This window comes from Flavobacterium sp. ZE23DGlu08 (assembly GCF_030505335.1).
Taxonomy (GTDB): Bacteria; Bacteroidota; Bacteroidia; order Flavobacteriales; family Flavobacteriaceae; genus Flavobacterium; species Flavobacterium algoritolerans.
This window is the reverse complement of the sequence record NZ_CP130045.1, coordinates 165,123-188,192: the sequence shown is the minus strand read 5'-3', so window position 1 is coordinate 188,192 and position 23,070 is coordinate 165,123. Positions and strand designations below refer to the sequence as shown.

The 23,070-nt window shown below is 34.9% G+C and carries 19 protein-coding genes; 6 read left to right on the top strand and 13 right to left on the bottom strand.

The features are described 5' to 3' along the window. Positions 1-47: 47 nt before the first annotated feature. From Q1W72_RS00865 to Q1W72_RS00845, 4 genes are all read left to right on the top strand, one after another. Positions 48-737 (top strand): SIMPL domain-containing protein, encoded by a 690-nt coding sequence (locus tag Q1W72_RS00865; protein WP_302136801.1) that lies wholly within the window; start codon positions 48-50, stop codon positions 735-737. Between the two features lie 1,260 nt (positions 738-1,997). Then, the gene (locus Q1W72_RS00855) at positions 1,998-2,756 is read left to right on the top strand and encodes a hypothetical protein (protein WP_121342193.1); all 759 of its coding nucleotides are present in this window, start codon (positions 1,998-2,000) and stop codon (positions 2,754-2,756) included. Then, positions 2,756-3,151 (top strand): DUF5675 family protein, encoded by a 396-nt coding sequence (locus Q1W72_RS00850; RefSeq protein ID WP_302136798.1) that lies wholly within the window; start codon positions 2,756-2,758, stop codon positions 3,149-3,151. Before Q1W72_RS00855 ends, Q1W72_RS00850 begins: the two co-directional genes overlap by 1 nt. Positions 3,152-3,161: 10 nt before the next feature. After that, positions 3,162-3,386, top strand: a complete 225-nt coding sequence (locus tag Q1W72_RS00845) for a hypothetical protein (protein ID WP_302136796.1) — start codon at positions 3,162-3,164, stop codon at positions 3,384-3,386. Between the two features lie 237 nt (positions 3,387-3,623). Here Q1W72_RS00845 and Q1W72_RS00840 read toward each other — a convergent pair whose 3' ends face one another. Next, positions 3,624-3,803 (bottom strand): hypothetical protein, encoded by a 180-nt coding sequence (locus Q1W72_RS00840; RefSeq protein ID WP_091169215.1) that lies wholly within the window; start codon positions 3,801-3,803, stop codon positions 3,624-3,626. Between the two features lie 22 nt (positions 3,804-3,825). Next, a complete protein-coding gene (locus Q1W72_RS00835) occupies positions 3,826-4,248 on the bottom strand; it encodes a hypothetical protein (protein WP_302136791.1) in 423 nt (140 codons plus the stop codon). 368 nt (positions 4,249-4,616) lie between these two features. Here Q1W72_RS00835 and Q1W72_RS00830 point away from each other — a divergent pair, with 368 nt between their 5' ends. Then, positions 4,617-4,823 (top strand): hypothetical protein, encoded by a 207-nt coding sequence (locus Q1W72_RS00830; RefSeq protein WP_302136788.1) that lies wholly within the window; start codon positions 4,617-4,619, stop codon positions 4,821-4,823. 329 nt (positions 4,824-5,152) lie between these two features. On the opposite strand, the gene Q1W72_RS00825 is transcribed toward Q1W72_RS00830, so the two are convergent. The 10 genes from Q1W72_RS00825 to dinB all read right to left on the bottom strand — a co-directional run bounded on the left by Q1W72_RS00825 (position 5,153) and on the right by dinB (position 19,485). Continuing rightward, on the bottom strand, positions 5,153-5,563 hold the full coding sequence (locus tag Q1W72_RS00825) for a hypothetical protein (protein ID WP_121342189.1): 411 nt from the start codon (positions 5,561-5,563) through the stop codon (positions 5,153-5,155). Between the two features lie 49 nt (positions 5,564-5,612). Next, positions 5,613-6,533: a hypothetical protein gene (locus Q1W72_RS00820; protein WP_302136786.1), complete on the bottom strand. Its 921-nt coding sequence runs from the start codon at positions 6,531-6,533 to the stop codon at positions 5,613-5,615. A gap of 155 nt (positions 6,534-6,688) precedes the next feature. Continuing rightward, positions 6,689-7,492 (bottom strand): hypothetical protein, encoded by an 804-nt coding sequence (locus Q1W72_RS00815; protein ID WP_121342187.1) that lies wholly within the window; start codon positions 7,490-7,492, stop codon positions 6,689-6,691. A gap of 177 nt (positions 7,493-7,669) precedes the next feature. Continuing rightward, on the bottom strand, positions 7,670-9,505 hold the full coding sequence (locus Q1W72_RS00810) for a DUF262 domain-containing protein (protein ID WP_302136784.1): 1,836 nt from the start codon (positions 9,503-9,505) through the stop codon (positions 7,670-7,672). Between the two features lie 192 nt (positions 9,506-9,697). Beyond that, positions 9,698-10,594, bottom strand: a complete 897-nt coding sequence (locus tag Q1W72_RS00805; protein WP_302136782.1) for a YafY family protein — start codon at positions 10,592-10,594, stop codon at positions 9,698-9,700. A 541-nt stretch (positions 10,595-11,135) separates the two neighbouring features. Then, positions 11,136-12,347, bottom strand: a complete 1,212-nt coding sequence (locus Q1W72_RS00800; protein WP_302136781.1) for a site-specific integrase — start codon at positions 12,345-12,347, stop codon at positions 11,136-11,138. An 85-nt stretch (positions 12,348-12,432) separates the two neighbouring features. Beyond that, positions 12,433-13,503, bottom strand: a complete 1,071-nt coding sequence (locus Q1W72_RS00795; protein ID WP_302136780.1) for a hypothetical protein — start codon at positions 13,501-13,503, stop codon at positions 12,433-12,435. 143 nt (positions 13,504-13,646) lie between these two features. Continuing rightward, positions 13,647-15,026, bottom strand: a complete 1,380-nt coding sequence (locus Q1W72_RS00790) for an exonuclease domain-containing protein (RefSeq protein ID WP_302136777.1) — start codon at positions 15,024-15,026, stop codon at positions 13,647-13,649. Positions 15,027-15,240: 214 nt separating this feature from the next. After that, positions 15,241-18,300 (bottom strand): DNA polymerase III subunit alpha, encoded by a 3,060-nt coding sequence (locus Q1W72_RS00785; RefSeq protein WP_302136775.1) that lies wholly within the window; start codon positions 18,298-18,300, stop codon positions 15,241-15,243. A 3-nt stretch (positions 18,301-18,303) separates the two neighbouring features. Continuing rightward, complete coding sequence (gene dinB / locus Q1W72_RS00780) at positions 18,304-19,485, bottom strand: DNA polymerase IV (RefSeq protein ID WP_302136773.1); 1,182 nt, start codon at positions 19,483-19,485, stop codon at positions 18,304-18,306. A gap of 88 nt (positions 19,486-19,573) precedes the next feature. Here dinB and Q1W72_RS00775 point away from each other — a divergent pair, with 88 nt between their 5' ends. Continuing rightward, positions 19,574-20,338 carry a LexA family transcriptional regulator gene (locus Q1W72_RS00775; protein WP_302136771.1) on the top strand — a complete coding sequence of 255 codons (765 nt, stop codon included), beginning with the start codon at positions 19,574-19,576 and terminating at the stop codon, positions 20,336-20,338. Positions 20,339-20,427: 89 nt separating this feature from the next. On the opposite strand, the gene Q1W72_RS00770 is transcribed toward Q1W72_RS00775, so the two are convergent. After that, positions 20,428-23,040 (bottom strand): DUF262 domain-containing protein, encoded by a 2,613-nt coding sequence (locus Q1W72_RS00770; protein ID WP_302136769.1) that lies wholly within the window; start codon positions 23,038-23,040, stop codon positions 20,428-20,430. Positions 23,041-23,070 lie beyond the last annotated feature (30 nt).

Below are 23,070 nucleotides of genomic sequence, written 5' to 3'. Positions count from 1 at the left end.
CACAACTTTTGAAAAGGAATTAGTACAAACAATTAAATTATATAAAAATGAAAAAAGCACTATTAATTCTGTCTGTTCTATTTATTTCGATGTCTTATGGACAAGAAGTTAAGCAAGTTCCTCAAATAAATGTAAGTGGAGAAGGAAAAGTAAAAGTTATTCCGGATCAGGCTACAATAGCAGTAACAGTTGAAACAAAAGGGAATAATACCAAAGATGTAAAAAAACAAAATGATGAAAAGATAGATGCTGTTCTAAAGTTTATCAAAAAAATGAATTTGGCGCCGGCAGATTATAAGACACAACGTGTTTCATTGAATCCACAATACGATTATGAAAAAAAGAAACACAGTTATAATGCCACTCAAACAATTGAAATTCTATTGAGAGATTTATCTAAATATGATGAATTGATGGAAGGTTTGGTAGACCAAGGAATTAATAGAATTGATAATGTTACTTTCCAATCTTCAAAATTAGCACAATATCAATCTGAAGCTAGAAAATTAGCGATGAAAGATGCAAAATTGAAAGCCGAAGATTATGTTTCTGTTTTAGGACAAAAAGTAGGGCGTGCCATGACTATATCTGATAATTCACAAACCTATTATCCGCAACCGATGTATGCAGCAATGAAAACAATGGAAAGTAGTGATGCTAGTGCTCCTAGAGAAACGTTAGCGGTAGGAGAAATCAATATTACGGCTAATGTGACAGTGAGTTTTATTTTAGAATAAAGAAGCTAAAAATTATATTTTAGAAATCCCATCTCAGATAAAAATGAGATGGGATTTTTTTTTGAATTAACTATATCCTAAGTGTGATAAGAGTATCAATTAGTGTAAATAAAAAAACTTTTCAATTGCTTGAAACGTTTTAGTGGGGAGAGCAGTCCCGAAGCTTCGGGAGAACCTGCTAAATTGTTTGCAAAAAAAACGTTTCAATTGCTTGAAACGTTTTAGTGGGGAGAGCAGTCCCGAAGCTTCGGGAGAACCTGCTAAATTGTTTGCAAAAAAAAACGTTTCAATTGCTTGAAACGTTTTAGTGGGGAGAGCAGTCCCGAAGCTTCGGGAGAACCTGCTAAATTGTTTGCAAAAAAAACGTTTCAATTGCTTGAAACGTTTTAGTGGGGAGAGCAGTCCCGAAGCTTCGGGAGAACCTGCTAAATTGTTTGCAAAAAAAACGTTTCAATTGCTTGAAACGTTTTAGTGGGGAGAGCAGTCCCGAAGCTTCGGGAGAACCTGCTAAATTGTTTGCAAAAAAAAACGTTTCAATTGCTTGAAACGTTTTAGTGGGGAGAGCAGGATTCGAACCATCTTGCTAATCCGTTGATATATAACGCATTGTGTTATTTTGAAAAACAGGGTCTCGATTTTGCATCTGAACTGCAAAAAACATCTAATCTTATGATGTAAATTTAATGATTATTGAGAATGTTACCAAATTATTACCTTGAAAATCATACTAAATTTTGAACTAGTTTTGATTGGTTTCGAAGGGATTACAGACTTTTAGCTGTTCAATTGTTATCCAACTATACATCGCACCACATGTTCGATTTTAAGCCCTGTATACTCACAAAATTCCTCTATCGCGATTAACTGATAAGGTTCTTTATTTAGATGTTTTTTTATCTTCAATAAATATAATCTTGCCTGAGCATATTCTTTTCCCATGATGCGCTGCACGTCTTTTGGATATATACATACCCTCGTGTTGCTTGGTATCACTTTTTTAAGTTTTAATGCTTTAACTATGCCTTTGACTAGGGTTTGCCTAACCTTTGGGAGTTATTACAAATCTAAATAATTTCTGATAAATATCGCATGTTATTTTAGTCGATTTTATATGTTTTTATTTGGTTTCTAATGTCTTGTGTTTGAATTGTGATTTTAATACCTGAAACTTTGTTTAAATCATTTGGGATTTAGTTGCAACGATTATCGAAATGAAAGTGAAATATGAAAACGATTATTAATCAAAAAAGTTAAGGAATTATGGCAAGACAGAAAGGCATAATCAAATTAAAAGGTACAATCGGAGATATTACTTTTTACAAAACGCAAGATGGTCATTTGGCAAGAGAAAAAGGCGGTATTGACGCCAATAGAATTGCCAATGATCCAGCGTTTCAAAGAACGCGTGAGAACGGATCCGAATTTGGTAGAGCAGGGAAGGCCGGTAAAATTTTAAGAACGGCATTGAGAGCTGTTTTAATAAATTCAGCTGATGGAAGAATGGTAAGTCGATTGACGCAACAAATGATTAAAGTTATTCAAGCTGACGCTGTAAGTGTAAGAGGATTGCGAAATGTTCTTGATGGTGAAGCGGAACTTTTAGCGGGGTTTGAATTTAACATTCGAGGTAAATTGGGTACCAGTTTATTTGCTCCTTTTGTTGCATCAATTGATCGTGTTGCTGGTGATATTATTGTTGATTTAGTTTCATTTATCCCATCGAAAATGATTGCTGCACCAAGTGGAACTACCCATTTTAAAGTCATTTCAGCTGGGGCAGAAATTGATTTTGAAGCAGAAACTTTTGTAGTTTCAAATTCAGAAAGTGACATTGTACCTTGGGATATAAACCCGTCGGAAGCTATAAACCATTCCAATCCGGTTACTCCGGCAAGTACAAAGCCTTTGTTTTTGGCTTTGGGTATTGAGTTTTACCAAGAGGTAAATGGGCAAATGTATCCATTAAAAAATGGCTCTTACAACCCATTATCAATTGTGAAGGTAGATAGTGGCGTATAATGGTTATCACGATAACCAGAACTTATTTCCCCGATGGAACTAATGGTAAACTCGAATGCGAGGGTAAATTCATCTGTAATACCATTGAATTACCTTGGAAGGATAACGAAACGAAGGTTTCCTGCATTCCGGAAGGGAAATATTTTATAAAAAAGCGATACAGCAAAAAATTCCAATGGCATTTGGAGATTTTGGATGTAAAAAATAGAAGTTTGATTTTATTTCATCCCGCCAACAATGCTCAAAAAGAATTAAATGGATGTATTGCTACCGTAACTAAAATTTCTGGACCTGGTTTAGGTTTGATGTCTCGAAAAGCTTTTAAAAAGTTAAAAGACCTTGTGTATAGATCATTGGAGACCAGAGAAAGTATAGGATTGATTGTTTTATCTTAAAAATCAAATTATGAATATTATAAAAAGAGTGAAGACTCCAACACCAAAATTTTTCAAAGTGCTTCGAAATATTGGTTTGGCACTGGTCGCTGTCGGCGGAACTATTTTAGCTGCACCAATTGCATTGCCAATTCTGATAACCACGGCAGGAGGTTATTTAGCTGTAGCAGGAGGTGTGATATCGGCAGTTAGCCAATTGACTACAACGGAGGAAAAAAGTAATGCAAGCAAGTAATCATACATTAATGGGGACCGCTGGCGGTACATTTTTAAGTGTATTACCGAATTTGCATTCGGAAGATGTTTTAAAAACGGTTGTACTAGCTTCTGTTGGTGCGTTTGTTAGTTTTACAATATCTTTGATTCTCAAATTTTTCATTAAGAAGCACAAAAAATAGTCTAATTCTCGTTGTGGTGACCTTTGAATTAGATCATACTGAGCCCAGTCCGAAAGGAATGGGCTTTTTTGGTTTTAAATTTCTTCAAAAATATTCAATGTTATCTCCAGAACAACAACTTTAGAATTGGAGTTGGAAAGCTCCTGCCATTTTGCGCTTTCATTCGCTTTAGCTCTAGTGTCAAAAACTCCAAAGCATATTCTAGAAGCTTTGCTTTTCCAATTATCGGTTTGATATAAAATAAAAAGTTTCATTTTTAATGGCTTTAAGTTTAAATTATTTAATGCAATACCGGTGTAAAATGACTCTACGTAATTCATTTATAAGATTTATGTTTTCGTGAGATTGCTTTTCTTTTTGCTCTAAAATTTTAAGAGCTGCAACATTTTTAATATGTTCATCATGTTCTTGCATCATCAATCTCGCTTTTATATAGAACTCGTTTCTGAAATCAGGAAGTCGTAAAAATGGAATTACGGACCCAACTAAAGATTGGTGCCAAAATTTAGATTTCCACAAACTATAAGCTAACCAATACACTGTTTCAGCATCTTTTTCGTCTTGAAAAAGGATTACAAAACTATTTGTAAAAGGTTCTTTTTGAGGCTTTCCGCTATTCATCCCTTTATTGAGTATAAAGATTTGGTTTGCTCTGTAAACTGCATTTTTTTGGTGTGTTTTAATAATGAAATTCGGCATGGTGGATTGGTATTAAAAATTAAACATTAATTTTTTGAAAAGAAAAAAGAGAAAAAAAGAAAGCCACTAAAACAGCAGAAATGACGAACGAAAATGGAGGGAGGATCGACCGACTGAAAGTGAGGAATGGATGCTATGTTTGCTGGATTTTTTTCTTTTTCTTTTCAAGAAATTGCACCATCGTCTTGCTGAGGTTCTTCGGGGGACGTTATTATGAAAACGGCAATCAAACACCCCCAAGCACCGCAGTCTTGTCCTTTTCGGACAAGACGAGGAGCGCAGTGGCGGGGTTGCGGCAATCGAACAGCCACCTGAAGCCGAGAATTGCAGCTGGCGAGGTACGAGACGCAAAATGAAGGAGAAAGAGCGTGAAACGGCGGGGAAAAAACATAAGACAGCCGAAGGCGTTCCTTGATTTAGGGCAAAGTGACGTTTTTACGGAACGGCGCCAACCCCGATGGCTGTGCGAAGGAGCAACCGCTGAAAAAGTAAAGGGCGACAGACATGATACTGCTGGAATGCAGTGGAACAGAGCCTGCGGAGTGCAACGGAATGAAGCGGTATTGTGGATGTAATAGCCCTGTCGAACGCAGGAAGTGAACGTGTGAAGATGAGGAACGCAACAGTGCAAAAAAACAGCTGCTTATTTTCAAGCTACTGTTTTTTTTAGTGCTGTGAAGTGTCTGCGGAATGGAGGGAAACCTAACTAATGAACTGAAATAATAAATTGCTTATTTACTAAAAGGTTCTTATGAAAAGGTAAGGTTTACTGACTGGAGCTGCCGAACGGAACAAAGAGAACGACCGGAGAGAGACCGCTTGATTGCACGTGATGACGAATGTATTGTGGTATTTAAATATTTTCAAGTTTACGTTCGCAGTTTTCTCTTAGTTATTCAATCTGTTATTCCTGAACCATACTAATTTTCAATTTACTCAATTCATACAATCTTTTTATCTCTTCGTTTTTCGAGCGTTTCATTATTTCATTAAACCATTCTTTTAGATCGATAATCTTGATGTAAACATCTTTAAATATAGATTCATCTGCATAGAAGCCCGAAAATGTAATGAAATGCAAATTCCGGTTGTTCCGAATATCCAGATATTCTCTGTTTTGAATTCCTACAGATAATAGAATAACAATTGTCAAGTGATCATTCCAAATCTCAATTGATTGGTTATAGTTTATTACCTGCAAATTTTGATGTTCTTTGCGGGTTATCAAATAGATCAAAATAGCGGTGAACTCAGCATTGCTCAATAACCAAAACAAGATTTGGTGCTCTTTTTTCTCATAAAATACATTATCCATAATATTAGTTTTGATTGTTACAATTAAATTAGTTACGTAGTTTTAAACATCAGTAAGCGATAAGTACAACTGAAAGTGAGTCGCCAAGGCTACTATTGTAGTCAGACGATATTATAATCGTGGCATTACTACCAGCATTTTGTAAAACAGAATTATTGATTTGTGCAATCTCATCATTTGAGATTAAGGTATCACCAAAACTAATATGCAAAAACACATGCTGAACTCCATCAATGTCTTCTCTGTCAGATAAAGCGTTTTTCAAAACATCTTCAATTGCTTTTCGATCCCTAAATTTGCCTTCCGCTTCTCCAAATCCAAAAAAAACAGAGCTACCTTGTTGTATTTTTCCTAGTATGTTTTTTATTCCAATGCTACCAATTTGCGATGAATATGTTGGTATCAACATTTTAATAAATTGTCCAATTGCCCTATCCGCTTTTCCGAATCCTGATTTAAGACCAAAGTTCCCAAAGGCTTGACGGATTTTATTATTATCAATTACCAAAATAAAATCAGCTTTTTTTTGGAGTGCAGCAACTGCTTTTTGCGCTGTTTTGTATCGTGTTTCACCTTCGAATTCGAATGGAATAAGAGTAATAACTATTGTAAATAATCCTCTTTCTTTAGCTATTTCTACCATTACCGGAGTTGCTCCAGTTCCAGTTCCGCCTCCCAAAGCAGCAATAAAAATTGCCGTTTTTGAATTTTTGTCAAACAATTGTTCTATTTGATCTTTACTTTCTATTGCCGAAAGCCTTCCTAGTTCAACATTTCCGTTAGCTCCGATGCCCTTAGTCATCGCAACTCCTATCTGTAGTTTATTTTCCAGTTGACTATTTTTCAAACTATTGTTATCTGTATTGCAATCGATGTAATCTACATTTTCGATAGCATTTAACGAAATAGAAATCAATACATTATGTGCGCCTCCACCAACTCCGATAATTTTAATTTCGTTTGAATTCATTTTTTATTTGATTATTTATAGTTAAGGTTTGAAAATTTTCATCACTGAAATTTTTTTAAGTAAATCATTTATAGCGCAAATCTAAATGGAGAGTGTGCCAAAAGACGGCGGTGGAAATAAAATCAGTATCGAATTCCGCCTGACTGACGATAGAATTACTCTTTGTAATATTTTGTGATAATCGGTTTGTTCAAATTGATTTTTTCTTTTTTATAAAGAATAAACTTATTCGTGGTATTGCCATCAAGTCTATAAAAATCAATATCGTACTCACAACAAGAGTAATACGAACTAACACTAATTTCTTTTTTACTATAATCGATTTTTCCGATATAATTTCTGCTGTAAGTAAAAACAAGAGAAGGAAAATATTGAAATTCTACTAGTTCGTTATCTTGAAATTCATAAACACGATGTACTTTGTTTTTATCATTAGCTTCTAAGCTTTCTTCAACAATCAATAAATCATCTTTGCCATCAAAATTCACATCCTTAAAGAAAAAGAACGCTTCATTTCTTTCATAAAAGAGAGCATCCTCTTTATTTATAATTCCTTTTTCTGTTTTATTTTGGACAGTTATAACTCCCGGAAGATCGTGATTCATAAAACTTTCATAAACAGATTTTTTAAAATCAGAATCAACGAGAGTGCCTATCGAAAGATTATAATCTATTCTATACTTCACTTTATCTGCAATTCTTTCTAATTCTAAAATTGCTTTCCCAACTACCCATTTCCTTTCTTTTTCGTCAAGATTAGTTATGATGTACTGTGGTGTCCAATAAATTTTAGCCCTAAAGCCATTCACTGGTTTCGCAAATTCAATTTGAATCGTTTTATTTGCTGGTTTGTTCTTGCAACCTATAATAAAAATAAAAAACAACAATAAAATCGGTTTCGAGCTTCTAATAGCGTTTGCAAATCCTGTATCTGTACTGCCCAAAAATAAAATTTTCATACTAATTTTGTTTTGATTGTTAATCGCAAATCTAAATGGGGAGAGTGCCAAAAGACGGCCGTGGAAAAAGTTTTCATTCTTAGTTTTTAGCTTGAGAAAAGACATAAAAAAACCTTTGTGAAAGTTTGAACTTTGACAAAGGTTTTTTAGAAATGAATTTAAAAAGTGTTGAAAAATCTAATTCCAAATATCTTTTTTGTTTATGATTTTATCGTTAATAAAAGTTCGAATGGATTCACTTCTTTCTGAAATTTTAGAAGCAAATTCTTCCGGTTTATTCCAAAATTTCACTTGTTCAACAGTTTTGACCAACCCAAATTTTTCGAAAGAATTTAAATGCTTACTTGGCAATCCATTTGAATCAGACGAATTGGCACTTGATGTAGATAAAGATAGATTTCCGATGCCATTAATAACACTCGTAATTTCTTTCCATATTACATCCGCTTGTTCTTTGTTTTCAGAATAATTTTCAATCCCTAGATCTTTCCATTCGATACTTCTAGCAACGATATGGTCTATTGAAATAGAATCATTTTTATAAATTTTCTTTCTTATAATTTCGTAATTTGCTCCATGTTCTATTTCATATTTATATAAAAAATAGGCAGTTTTGTTCCAACCATATGCATGTTTAATCCATTTCTTTTTCTCTACTTCAAACAACTTATTTGTATTATTTCCTAAATGCTCCCAATGATATGAAAAGTTTTTTTCTCCCTTATAAAAGCGAGATAGCAAATCGTTGCATTTAGTCAAGTTTAAACCGTTTTCAATTGATTTATAAATACTTTGAAATTTACTTCGGTATGCTTTTGCATTGTAATAATAACCATTCCAATATATTATTTCATAACAAATTAGAAAATTTTCCCAACGCTCGATTAGTTTATTTTCAATTGGATTTCCAGATCTGAAAGCTCGAAGCAAGAATATAATACTTCGGCTTTTATCTAATAGCAAAACATCACCAATTAGATGGTTTTCTGAATCAGCTTTTGGTATTTTATTTACAAGGATATCCATTGATTTCTCAAATTGCTCAGCAACATTTATTGCATAATTAACAATTTCACTCTTGTCCCTTTTTTCTAATAAAGCTTTTTTAACATATTCAAAAGAACCATTATCTCCAGCCCCCCATTGTGGTAAACTAAAATTTTCATTTTTATAACCGTCTTCAACAGCTTGTAAATGATACATTAAAATATTGTCTAATGATAAGTCACCACGTAGCCATACATCACTTGCTTTTTCTTCCATTTCAAAAATGCCTGCAAAAGCATTTTGAATCTTTTCGATTTCTGCATTAGGATTTTCTGAATTAATATAAACATTCTTCATTAACAGAGCTTTTACTTTTTCTGTCTCAGAAAGTGCTATCCCTCGCGTATTATGTAATTCAAAAATCTGAGAAGCGACCGCTTTGTCATTGTAGCATGCAACAGAACAATGAGCTTTGTCTATTACATCTATGTATTTATCAATCTTATCAATTTCCAATTTTGGTAACTTTTTTTCTCCCGAAAAAGCATCAATAAATAACTTGACAGCTTCTATCATTCTTATGAAAGACATTGTCTTTGTGCTCGTATTGTCTAATAATTCTGTTAGCTTTTTATTTATATTTCCACCACTTGCTTCTAGAATATTAATAATAATATTTAATCCCTCTTTGTCATAAGAGACAGGTGATAAATTAATCTGTTTGTAGTATTCACAATCTTTTTTCAGATGTTTACATACTAACAAAAATAAATAAACAGTACTGATACGCTGTTGCCCGTCTATTATTTCATATTCATTGGATCCAATTTTTCCTTCTAAAATATAATGACCGAGATAATAGTTTTTGTCATCTGATTTATCATCGTCAGTTCTATCATAATACTCTAAAATGTCATTCATAAAAGGGATAAGTTGCTTTTCACCCCACGAGTAAGCTCTTTGATAATCAGGAATTGTAAACGAATAAGGTTTGATAATCTCTCCAAATGTTTTTTGTTGTTCCATAGGTTTTTGTTTTTTATAAATATTTTTTAAACTGATCTTTTTTTTATAATCTCCTCAGCATAAGTCTTGGCGTAGGCTCACGGCATGTAGTGATTCAGTGGAATACTATGTTCTTGGCACAGGTTAATAAAATTTGTTTTACAAATATTATATGTGTGAAAGTTATTGTAAGTCGGAGTTGAGATTCCATTATTATTGATATAGTTGTGTCATTTCTACTATTCGGTCTTTAATTTTCTTTTGAAGCGATTTGGGTTCTAAAATTTTAACTTCTGAACCATATTTCATCAACTCCATGACAATATCAGTGGTAGGGTGGATGTACAATTCAATTTTCAAGGCATCATCTGTATCAGAAATGATTTTTTGTGAAGCATGTAGCGGAAACGATTTGATGTAATTGCCCTGTTGCCAAGAAAATTCTAAAATCACTTTTTGCGCCGGCTCATACGTTTCAATCCCGAAGGCGTGCTGGTAATCTTTTTCCACGTTGAAAACGATGGGTTTAAATTTGTCATCCAAAATTTTTAAATCCGAAATTCGGTCAAATCCGAAATTTTTCACTCTGTCATCTCTATTGTCCTCCGCTATCAGGTACCAGCGGTGTTGGGATTCTTTTATCGCTATCGGTTTTACCGTTCTTTTGCTGATTTCCATTTCCCAAAATTTGGTATGGGTAAATGTGATTTGTAAATTGTTTTGAATAGCATGTAAAATGCCATTTATAAGGTGAGTTCCTGAAGATTTTCTGTTTTCCAAATAAATACTTGGCGCGATTTTATTTCCTTCTTTAAGTGCCTGATGAATGGAAAATGCCTCCATCATTCTTGATACTGAAGGATCTTCAACGTCTTCATCTATATAATACACCTTATCTTTTCGATTGTACTGGATAAGAATACCGAACAAATCCAGTATGTCTTTTTTATCTCTATCGAAAGTACGAGCTGAAAATTCAAAATTAGCACTCAAATCCTCATTTTCAAGTTTAGTCATCACCAGTTTATGTAAATCCTGAAAATTGCTAGGAACCGATTTTAATCGATCAACGATGTATAGATAGCGTTTGTAAAATATTACTTTTGCCATAGGTTTATTTTTTAATTATGCTAAAGTATTATTTTAGTCCGACAAAATGTGACGGATAAAAAAATCGATATACTTTTTATTTTATGCCTATTCTGATATAAATATTAAGGAAGCAGATTAACATTACTTCCACAATAATCAAATGTACTTATTGGTGTCCATTTTTTATCTTTTGTTATTTCTAAAATAATCAACAGTAAATTAATACTTTGTTTACAGAATATAATGTTACATAAAGACGTAAAATTAATAGGTTGTCAAATTAAATCCTTACGGGAAACCGTAAAGGGTGAAAATAACTTAAAAGCGGAATTATAAGTACTTAAGTAGTTCTCAAAATCAACTGTGTTATTAGATAAGAAGTGAGTATGAAACATCAGACTGTTAGTTTATTACATGCTGAGAGGCGATGAAACCTCACATTAAGAATTAGATGGTGAATTTTAGTAATATATGGACACCAATCATTTTACTATTTTACTCCAAAAAAAGATTATTTCGTAACAGTGTTTTTATCCTTTGTTTAGCAGCGAAAATATTTTTAAACGTTATCTATTCTTAATTTTAATTTTTGCATTTCCTCGCTTACTTTCTTTTGGACCACTTTTCCATAGCTTTCTTGAGTGATTGTCATGTTGGAATGACCTAATAATTCTGACACGATTTCCATTGGGACATCATTATATAGTAAAACAGTGGAGGCAAATGTTTTTCTGGCCGTGTGGTGTGTAATTCTTTTATCTATTTCTGTAATTATGGCAATTTCTTTTAGGTAGGCATTGAATTTTTGATTGCTTACGGCAGGGAATATGTTATTACTAGCCAATGAATATTTATCGATGATTTCTTGTGCTTTTGGAAGCACTGGTATGGAGATTTGACGTTGGGTTTTTTCTCGCTTCATCTGAATCCAGTTCATATTGTCGAAACCTACTTGAATATTTTTTATTTTGAGATTCGCCATTTCATTATAGGCTAATCCTGTGTAACAACAGAAAATGAATAAGTCTTGGACTATGCTTAATCTTTTTAATTGGAAAGTGGATTCTTCAATAATTTTAAGTTCTTCTGTAGTGAGGAATATGACTTCTTTAAGTACCTTTTTTGATTTATATAATATAAATGGGTCTCTGTCTAAATAACCTTCTGAAATAGCTTGTTTTATGGGGGTTCTAAGCCTTTGGATGATTTTATTAATAGTGATTTGCTTTATGTTTTTTTCTGTCTTCAGATAATAGTCAAAATCATCCAGAAACCGCAAGTTTAATTCCTTTAAAGGGAAATCTGATTTTTTAAACTTCCACTTTATAAAAGTTTCTAAATGGTTTCCAACATAAACGAATTTTTCATAAGTGTTTTGTTTTATTTCTATGCCTACCAGTTTGTGGATTCTTGAAACATATTTCCGGTAACAGGATAATATATATTCTTCTTTTTTGAGTGGTATTCCTTTGTATTCATTAAAGATATTTTCTATTTTTAATTCTATTCCCTGCAGTTGAAATACCAAAGCAATATTATAAATCTTGACTTGAATTCGCTCTAATTGAGTATTTATATATTTGTGATTTGAATCTTGAACAGTTACTTTTTGTAGTTTACTTTCCCAGTAACTTGGATTTACAAAAAGTCCAGTAGCAAATTGTTTTCGTACTCTGTTGAGTGTTATTCTGCAACTGAGTGGACATAATCGCTTTTGATTGGTTTTGTTTGTATTTATTACAAACAGAATTGTAATTTTTTCCCGGTTCATATTCCAATTGATTTAAGTTAAAGTATTTGTTTACTTATAAATATTAAAATATTGGAATACAACACGTTTATTTGTAATACGAAATTTAAGAATCTAAAATATCATCAGGTTTATTTATCAAGGGATCAATCCAATCAGCTTTGTTAGTGGCCCAATTAATCCATTCTAGTTTTTCAGGAGTTAGATTATTGGTATTGATTGCCTTTTGTTTTGCAGCTTCAATATATTGTCTAATTATAAGGGTTTTTTCATATTGTTCTGAAAGTTTAACTAATCTATTAAATTTTTCCACTTCTTTGTCCCTGCGTTTTTTAATTTCTGCTTTATGTTTTTCCTCTTCTTCTCGTTTTAAATTCGCTATTCGAGAACGCTCTTCCCACTCTTTTTCTCTTTGTGCTATGATTTCTAGTTTGGCCACTATTCTGGCTAACATACCTTCTAATTTAACCTTTCCATCACGCCATTCTCTTTCTCCTGAATATTTACCTACTTTAAAAATAAATTCGCCAGTTGGAATGTATTCTGAGGAACCATATTTGGTTGTTGGCGGGATTCGTTTTGATGCTTCCCTTAAATCAATTTCGATATAAATATTATCTATAAGTACACAATCATAACCGTACTGTTTTGATAAAGTATGTCCTCTATACCGAAGCAATTTGGTAAGAGTATCCATAAACCTCAACGCTCTTTCTCTATTGTTTTTTTCAACTCTAATTGGGTATGTAATTCGATTGTCCTCGCGATATGAAGTGAAAGAAATTTTGCCTTGCCAATATTGTTTGGTTTGTATGGTCAGAATATCTGGTTTTATGATTTTATCAGCAACAATTAAAGGTGCATTAGGATCATTCTCAATTTCTTTGGTTCTTACGGTTAACGGTGTTTGGTCCACATTAATTGGATTACCTTCTTTCCTTATCGTTAAAACGATTTTATCAACTCCACCAAAGACTGGATTCAGTTTTTCTTTTTTGAACTTTTTATTGAATTTGAGTTTGGACCAGTAACTAGCATCAGGCATTGGGATTTCAAATTGTTTGCACAATTTCTTTATTCCGTCATTCGTATATGCATATTGCTGTGTCAACTTTGTAAGTGTTGTTGACCATACTATATCGTATAATTCTTTTCTAGTTAATTCGATGGTTTCCATAAAATATACTTCTTTAAAAATTACAATTAAAGATACAATATGTTGAGTAAAAAACAGTGCAAGTTTCGTTTCCGGAATGTCAATAAATTTTTTTCCGCTACCACCACTTCTCGTAAATATTTAGATGCAGTTGCGATAAACTATCATTCCTTCTGGTTCTGTTTAAAAAGTACTTTACCGGGATATTTCTCTGCATACGCAAGGATTAAATCCACACTGTATTGATTGCTTTTATGAGTAGTGACATGATCTTTTATCTCAGAGGGATCTGTAATTCCAACATCCGAAGCAATATATCCCATGCCATAAAAGTGACCGTTTTCTACCCAAATGCAACTGCGTTCTTCGGGAGATCTTCCTTTGTCTATAATGGCAAAGCTGGGTCTGTTTTTTACTAAAAAATCAATAGCGTTTTCGACTTGTTCGTTGTGTTGTTCCATGTCAGGTAAATCGTTCCGGTCCGGTTTAGGGATAAATTCTCCATGGTCGTCCATGCCGTAATTGCAGAATCGATTATCAATACCAAATTGTTCGGATAAGCTGCGCAATACATTGATGCCTTTGTATAAACTATTGAAAGATTCAATGCACGTCTGAAATTTGCCCAGCTTTCCAATGGCCAAATATCGGTAACCGCTGCGGGCTTCATACTCATACAGTCCATATTTAGGGTCAAAGCGTTTTAATGCCCTGTTGTAGGTGGGCCACAGTTTCTTAATTTCAGTACATTCCAGCAATAGCGCCATTAATTCGGTAGCACAGACTTCAAAGGAAATACCATGTATGTCTCTCAGAAAGTTTTGCCTTTGTGGCGTGATATTATGACCACTGAAATGTGAAGCGACCCGTTTTTTTAAGTTGATTGCCTTTCCTACGTAAATGACTTTTCTTGTCTGATCGTAAAAATAATATACCCCTGCTTTTTCCGGTAACTGCTCAAAATCAGCAGGCGGTAGGTTGGGAGGCAAGCGTTGGTCTTGAGAAGTTTTTTTCATCATTTTTTCAATTACTCCTTCAACGTCCCATTCCAGCAAACGAGAAAATAGGATGGCTGTGGCATCTGCATCACCGCCTGCCCGGTGTTGGTTTGTCAAAGGAATATCTAAGGATTGGCAAAGTCTGCCTAAGCTGTATGAAGCTAGTCCGGACTTAATCTTTCTAGCGGCGCGAACGGTACACAATTTTGGTGCAGTCCATTTGAATCCGCTTGCTTCGAGTTGGTGCCGAACAAACGAATAATCAAAGTTCACATTATGGGCAACGAAAATACGTCCGGTAAGCATTTCTAAAACTTTTTCAGAAATGGCATCAAAAATGGGTGCGTCCCGTACCATTTCATTGTTAATTCCGGTTAGCGAAAAAATGGCAAGCGGTATTTCCTTTTCTGGGTTGACGAGCGTTTCCCAACGGTCGATTATTCTAGTTCCGTTATGGATAATTATGGCAATTTCTGTAATGCAGCTGCCACTAGCATTACCGCCTGTGGTTTCTATATCTACTATTGCGTATTCCTGATTTTTCATGTGATTTATATAATTTATCTTCTTTTGTCTTGACACAAAAGAAGCAAAAAGTCAAGGCTGGCAAATCAAAAGCTTGAAAACTACCTTGAAGCGTCGTTCCGCGCCCCAAGCCGTTCGCCTTGCAGGCTCAACTCGTGGAGCGCTGCCACTATGCTTCTTCGTTGTTTTCTAACACTTTTGATTTAAGGCCTGAAAACATTCTAATACCATTTTGTTAGTCATTGATCATCTTATTTCTTGGTAAATTAATTTCATGCTCCTGAGGATACGGTGCTCGATGTGTCATGCTGACATCTTCCCGAATCTGTTCGTGTACTTTATACTGCCGGTCAGAAGTGTTGGAATATCTTGGATCGGGGATGAATGGCATTTTAGCCATTTTGGAAATGGTAATAGTAGGAAAGTGGTAGTCCACTTCTACAGTTCCTAATAGCAAATAACAGCCACCGCCTTGGAACGGATATTTCTCCAAACTTTTAGTAAAATGCGCCGTGTCAAAATATTCGCCTTCGATGTCGACCCAAGTTCCAAAATACATGGCACCCATTTTGGTGGGCACGTGCTTTCTGGAAATGAGATAGGCGAGCATCTTCACCGTTTTTTTATGGTGCTTTAATAAATCTTTCGCCATTACGTCCCCTCGATATTTTGTCTGCAATAAATCGAAAGGAGTACAGGAAACCGGAAAACTCAGTAGTTCGATTTCATCAAAAGCATCTTCAAAAGGAGAGCGTTCCAATACTGGTAACGTATATTCCTTGATTGGTTCTTGTATCAGCATTAGGTTTCTGTTTTCGGGTTTGAAGTTGACCAGAATAAGTCTGGCAATCACCAGCAATTGATTTTTTGTTTTCGCTGTAAAGCGGAATGCTCCGATAAAAATCAAAATCTGTATCCCTTCAATACCTATTGGAATGCGGTTGATAAAATCTTCCAACGAGATGAATTCGCCCCGTTCCTGACGTTCTTTAACTATAAAATGCGCTAGTCTACTTTCCAACCCTTCCAAATGCATGAAACCGAGATAGACGTCGATACCGTATACCGTAGTTTCATAATCGCTCTTATTGACACAAGGATTCTGAATGGTTGCACCCGACATTTTGGCTTCATGAACATATACTTCGGTACGGTAAAAACCACCTTGATTATTGATCACGGCTACCATGAATTCAATAGGGTAGTAGACCTTTAGGTAAAGGCTTTGATAACTCTCGACAGCGTAAGAAGCGGAGTGCGCCTTACAAAAAGAGTAGCCAGCGAAAGATTCGATTTGTCTGTATATTTCTTCGCTCAACTTTACCGGATGTCCTTTTTGGGCACAGCAGGCAAAGTAATTGTCTTTTACTTTTTGCAATGCTGCTTTGGAGCGTCCTTTCCCACTCATGGCACGTCGCAGAATATCACCATCGGCTGCGGGAAGTCCTGCATAATGCAAAGCAATCTTGATTACGTCTTCCTGATAGACCATCACCCCATATGTTTCTCCGAGTTGTTCCTTAAAAACGTCATGAAAATATTCAAAACGATCAGGATGGTTGTGCCTGAAAATGTATTCTTTCATCATACCCGATTGGGCGACACCCGGACGGATTATGGATGAGGCAGCTACGAGAGTCTTATAATTATCACATTTCAGTCGGCGCAACAAGCCACGCATGGCGGGGCTTTCGATATAAAAGCATCCAATGGTTTTTCCGTGGCTTAGAAAATGATTCGCCTTCGCCTCATTTTTTGATATAGCGGTATCTCGGATATCGACTTTAATCCCCTGATTTTTCTCAATCAACTTCACACTGTCATCGATATGACCAATCCCTCGCTGGCTTAGGATATCAAACTTTTCAAAACCAATATCCTCTGCAATGTGCATATCGAACAACACTATTGGAAACCCTTTTGGCGGCATTTCTAATGGTGTGTAATTGGTAATAGGTTCTTCTGAAATCAAGATACCACAAGAATGCATGCTGCGTTGGTTGGGGTATTTTTCGAGTAACATGCCGTATTCCTGCACTAGCTTTACGATTTGGTTTTTATCATGTAACGCCATTGGGTTTTTAGCCAATGCATCTAATTCTTCCTTTGGCAAACCGAAAACCTTACCCACTTCCCGAAATATGGAGCGGTACTTAAATTCCACATTAGTTCCACAAAAAGCCACATGATCGGCACCATAAGTATCAAAAATATATCGGAGAATGGTATCGCGTTCTTTCCAGGACCAGTCAATGTCAAAATCGGGAGGACTCTTGCGGTTCACATTGAGGAACCGTTCAAAATACAAATCCAATTCAATAGGGCAGATGTCCGTTATTCCTAGACAATAACTCACGATACTGTTGGCACCGCTACCTCGACCGATATGTAAAAATCCCTGACTCATGCTGTATTGAATGATATCCCACGTAATCAGGAAATAGCCACTGAATTCCAATTGATCAATCACCTTTAATTCCTTTTCGACTCTTGCTAACGCTTGCGGATTATCGGCACCGTACTTTTTGATTAATCCTTCGTGTGCTAACTTCGTTAGAAGTTCCATGTCGCTTTCCTTACTTCCGGAATAGTATTTTTTGTTTTTGGGCGTTTTGAAGTCAAATTCAAAATGACACTGATCCATCAGCTTTTGTGTGTTTTCGATAATCTGTGGATACTCTTCAAATTTCGAAAGCAGTTCTTCCAAAGGAATCATTACTTCTAAGGTCTTGCAATAATCGTCCACAGTCAATTTGGACAAAATCACATTGGTATCAATAGCTCGAAGAATTTTATGCAGGTTGAATTCTCTTTTAGTTCGAAAGGTAACAGATTGTAAAATCACCATTTTGCTAAGCCAAGAATTCCATTCTTGAAGAAACAATTTGGGAAGTTGATCGGGAGCAATCCCTATAAATTCATGGTCTTTTAATTCTGTTGGCTTATTTTCGAAAGGATAAATAATACAGACGTTATTAAATGAAGGAGCAGTCAAAGGCAAGGAAGTACCTTCAAAATTATGGTGGGTCAGAAAGCGGTTCATTTCGGCGAGCCCATTAGCATTTTTAGCCAGACCGATGTACCGCAATTGATGGTTGCAGCGAAATTCTATTCCGACGATTGGTTTAATCCCAACTTCGTTACAGGCCTTTGTAAAATCATAGATACCAGTAACCGTGTTGATGTCCGTTAATGCCATTGTTTTTACCCCACAAACAACAGCTTGCTGGATAAGATCCAACAGCGGAATGGTACCATAGCGCAAGGAATGAAAAGAATGACAGTTGAGGTACATGGATTATGTTTTACGTTTTAAAATTTCCGATTTGTTATTGGGTTTAAAGGTGGCTCCGGCGCACCGCATTACCGCATCAAATCCATAGCGGCTTTTCATTTTGTCCATGGCTTGGTACAACGACAACATTTCTTCGGTATCTTCAAACAAGTTAATTTGATAGGTGCCACGAACCAACCCACTAAAACGAATTCCAATTAGTCTTAATCGCATGCGACGTTGGTACACTTTATCAAATAAATCAGTAACTGTTTTGGTTAGCATGTGATCGGCTGAGGTATAGGCAATTTTGCATTGCTTAGTTTCCGTATCAAAATTGGAATATCTAATTTTGATCACCACTGTGGACGTCAGCCATTCTTCGGACCGCAACTGGAAGGCTAATTTCTCTACCATTCCAATCAGTATTGATTTTAATTTTGGAATGTCAATGGTATCTTGAGTAAAAGTATGTTCCGTCGAAATGGATTTTCGTTCCGTATAAGGTTCTACAGGGTTGTTATCGATACCATTGGCTTTCTTCCAAATGTCAATACCATTCTTGCCGATCATTCGTTGCAAAACTTCGGCAGGCATTTCTGAAAGTGTCTGGATTGTACGGATTCCAATTCGGGATAACAGCTGAAACGTCACATCGCCCACCATGGGTATTTTTTGAATAGAAAGTGGATTTAAGAACGAGCGCACTTGATTCTCTGGGATTTCTAAGTTTCCTTTGGGTTTTGCTTCACCAGTACCAATTTTAGAAACGGTTTTATTGACCGATAAAGCAAAACTTATTGGTAGTCCAGTTTCTTTAGTAACGCAATTTGCCAGCTCGTTGGTCCATTTGTACCCCCCATAGAATTTATCCATACCGGTAATATCGAGGTAAAATTCATCGATGCTGGCTTTTTCTACAATTGGTGCTTTTTCTTGGATCACTTCGGTTACATCATGCGATAATTTGGAATACAATTCCATATTGCCCTTCATCACTTTAGCTTGAGGGCAGAGGCGGAGTGCCATTTTAATAGGCATGGCGGAACGTACTCCGAAGGTGCGGGCTTCATAAGAACAAGAAGCCACGACACCACGGTCTCCACCACCAATAATCAAAGGGATTCCTTCCAGTTTTGAATTCCCCAGTCTTTCACAGGACACAAAAAAAGTATCTAAATCCATGTGTACAATTGCTCTTTCCATTTTCCTCTCGTATTTATACTTTACAAAATTAGTACAGGTAGTAACAAATTTTATTATATTTGTTGTTACAAATTATAACAAAATACTTATGTCTTTATTTTCCGACAACATCAGGAACCTTAGGGTGCAACATAAAATTTCGCAAGAAAAGCTGGCGGAATCCTTAGGGATAACTAGGGGCAGGTACGTCAAATATGAAGATGGAACCTCGGAAGCCCCGTATGAAATTCTGAAGAAAATTGCGTATTATTACCATATCAGTATAGACTTGTTGTTATCTGTGGATGTTCGAAAAATACCGGTAGATGATTTGTTGCAATTGGAAAATAACAGATTGGTGTTACCAATTACGGTAGATAATAAAGGAGATAACTTTATAGAAGTTGTTACACAAAAAGTAAAAGCAGGTTATTTGAATGGGTATGCCGATCCTGAATATATTGAAAGTCTTCAGCAAATTTCATTGCCGTTTTTGGGACCCGGAAAGCACAGGGGGTTTCCGGTGGAAGGAGATTCTATGCCACCGCATGAGGATGGCAGTATCATCGTAGGGAAGTACATTGAAAAGTTGGGAGATGTCAAGGATGGCAAGACCTACATACTGATCACTAAGAATGAAGGTATGGTGTACAAGCGATTGAATAAAAACAAAATGAATGCACTCGTTGTAGCGTCAGACAACAGTTTTTATCCTCCTTATGAAGTCAAGGTTTCCGCTATACTTGAAATTTGGGAATACGAGTGTAATATCGGGAGAAATGACAGAAAGCCGGAAATCTCTGAAACTGCAAGTGTAAAAGATATGTTTTTGGAGTTAAAAAGAGATATTAACGATTTGAAAATTAAGCTTTAGATTTAAGCAATTGTTATAAAGGAATATCGAAGTCAGGAGATTTTGTGGAGCTGGGGAGCTGGGACACTACAAGTAATGTATTTCTCTATTTAACTATATATTCTGTATTTTTTTTGAATCATTTCATTCAAATTATTGCACAACAGTTCTTTTTCAATATCACTATAATTCAATTGATTTAACCATAACAAAACTTCATTAATTAAAGAATTTATAGCCTCTTTATTGCTTGATATCAAGGTAAATGCTTTTTCTATCCACGTAAAATTTACAGCATCCATATATTCCGTTTTAGAATCTTTCATATGTATAATAAAGTCATCACCTTGTTTTTCATAAATACCAAAACGCAATCCATTTTCCTGAAAACAGGCAAAATCCTGATTAAAATAATAAAAATAAAATCTCAGTTTAGCATTTCTAATCTGGAATGGATTACTTATCCAAGTTACTAAAGAATCTGAATTGAATGTTTCATCAATTTCATCATTATTTATTGGTATTAAATTCCATTTGCTTTTTAAAAGAATGTCATGAAAAGAAAACTGTGATTGTCCTTTGAGATTTTCAATTAATAATTCTGTGTACCACTCTTCTATAATTGAACAATTTCGTTTTACAATAAGTTCGGTAACTGGTTTCCATTCTTTTTTAATATCACTTATATTACAATTTCCCCATTTGGGATCGCAAAAAGACCATTGTAGTAATTTCGTATTTACTTCATCGGTATTTGAAATCAGATGCATATTTGAATTAATGAAAGTTTCCCATTTTTCTTTTTTAGCATTGAAATGTTCTGGATTGTTATAATTTTTTGCAATTAAAGGTTTTAATTTGTGACCAGGACTGTTGTCACTATCCATTCTGTTTAATGCATACGGCCAAGCTCTAAAATTGCCGTTGGATTGGTACCAATCTTTTAAAATTTTTGGTATATTATTTCTGTTTTTTATCCAATTATTTGGTGAGATATGATCCCAATCAAAAGGCACACTCGTGTCCTCTAAACGGTATTGCACTTGTTTAAAGTAATTTTCTAAAAAGTTTCGTTGTGCAAATAAAATCAAATCGCTGTCTTTAATTATTTTTTGTAAAAAAGGGCGGTATTCTTGTCCGACCTCTGATGCAAATTTGTCCATAATATTTGTTGTGTCAGTGATTTTGTATTTAACAATTGTATCTATACCTAAATTATTAGAATTACTGAAATACAATGGAAAAGGAAGTAAGGCTTTGTTGATATGAGCTCTTTCAATCGTTTCTGATGACCAAAACCGTTGCGAATTTAATCTGGATGCCGCTGCCCAAATGTTGTTTAATAATTTGGAATGGTCTTTATAATTTTCTCCTTTACCGAACCAATAAAAAAGGGTGATTATACCCAATGCTTTTTTATGTAGTTCTATTTCCGGAACTGTTATGTTTGAAAATGTGTCCTTTTTAATAAGTATGCGGAACATTAATAGAAACATCACTTCTGGCGCACCATTGGCGATTTTGGAATATATTACGAAAGGTAAACCGAAGCTATTATTTTTGTCATCATACGCGAGTACTTCTTTGGTATATTCTAATAATGTTTTTTTATTATATAGTTTATCAGTTGAAATTTCTATTAAGAATTTTTCAAAATCTTGAACTTGTTCTTGTTTGGCAATGCTACGTTGAAATTGTTTTGGTTTGATGCGCATGGATAGCGCATCTGATTGCTGATCGCTTTTTTGCGTTTGCTGAAAAAGTCTGTATGCCACTGTTATGAAACGTGACGGTCTGAACAAAACTTTACAGGCATTTTCAATAATATCTTGTGTTTCCCGGCTAAGGTGCGCTTTTAAAATGGAGTAGTTCAATTCCTCTCCTGAAAGTTGCGTTCCTCCTGAATTAAGACGGACAAACAAATTTTCTATTTCGTCTGCTGTTTCTTCTTTTTGGTTTTCTTCGTCTTTGTTGAATTTATTTAATTCCATGTATAAGGCAGGAATTCTTTGTCCTGTTTCATCATCCAACATTTCGAAAACAGCCTTAAAAATAACTTCTATTTTTTGTTTAATAACTGCTTCAATATCTTCTTCCTTTATATCTGCGTTTGCAGTTTTGCTTTTCCAATTGTTAAGAATTTTATTCCAATGTTCCCAGGTTTTCAATTTTGTATATAATTGATCTAAATCTCCATAATTTAAAACTTCGTTGATAAAGAAATGGAACGGCAACGGAAAATCTGCATCAAATGGGAAAAAGTGTGATAAGTCTGTAATCAAAGGGTCGGTTGTATCGTACAAATCCATTGCTTTGCGGATATTATCAGAAGTTAAGGTTTTGTTGTTTTCGCTTTTACGATACCCCCAAGGATGTGAGCGTGTGATTACTCTAAAAATAAATTTTCTATTGTCTTCAGCTCCCGGTTTTTCTAAATCGATGAATACTTTGATATGGTCTTGTGAATCTCTAAAGGTATCTTTAGAAAAACCCAAACAAATGGCAGTAGCTCTTTGTTGGCCGTCTAAAATTTCGCAGCCTAATGCTCCATTATTTGCCAATACAAAAGCACCTACAGGATAGCCACGTAGGAGTGAATCCCACAAATTTTCAATTTGATTGGGTCTCCACACAAAACCTCGCTGTACTGTAGGTAATGAAACCTGATTTGTTTCTGCCCAATCGGCGACTTCTTGTAAGGTATAAATGGGTTTGTTTAGCATTTGTTTATTATGTTATTTAAGCACTATTTT